Below are 231 nucleotides of genomic sequence, written 5' to 3' on the forward strand. Positions count from 1 at the left end.
GTCATAATTTGGAAAGCCATAACATAGAAAGCGACTTCAATTTTTCCTGCGTATGCACCTAAGACAAGTCGATCTAATTGTGTATATAAAATATTGGCATTTGAAAAAATAACGACTAATACTAAAGGTTTTAAATGCGGAATAATCGTTAAGTTAGAAAAATCAAATTTAACTTGGCGTTTCACATATATAAAACTAATAAAATGATTTAAGAATGTTGATAGTACTAAT

The 231-nt window shown here is 27.7% G+C and carries 1 pseudogene; it reads right to left on the reverse strand.

Features of this window, described 5'->3' with window-relative positions:
* Window positions 1-231: pseudogene (locus SB658_RS27995) on the reverse strand (flippase); the annotation flags it as partial.

Source organism: Bacillus sp. SIMBA_008, assembly GCF_046535495.1.
Lineage (GTDB): Bacteria > Bacillota > Bacilli > Bacillales > Bacillaceae > Bacillus > Bacillus subtilis.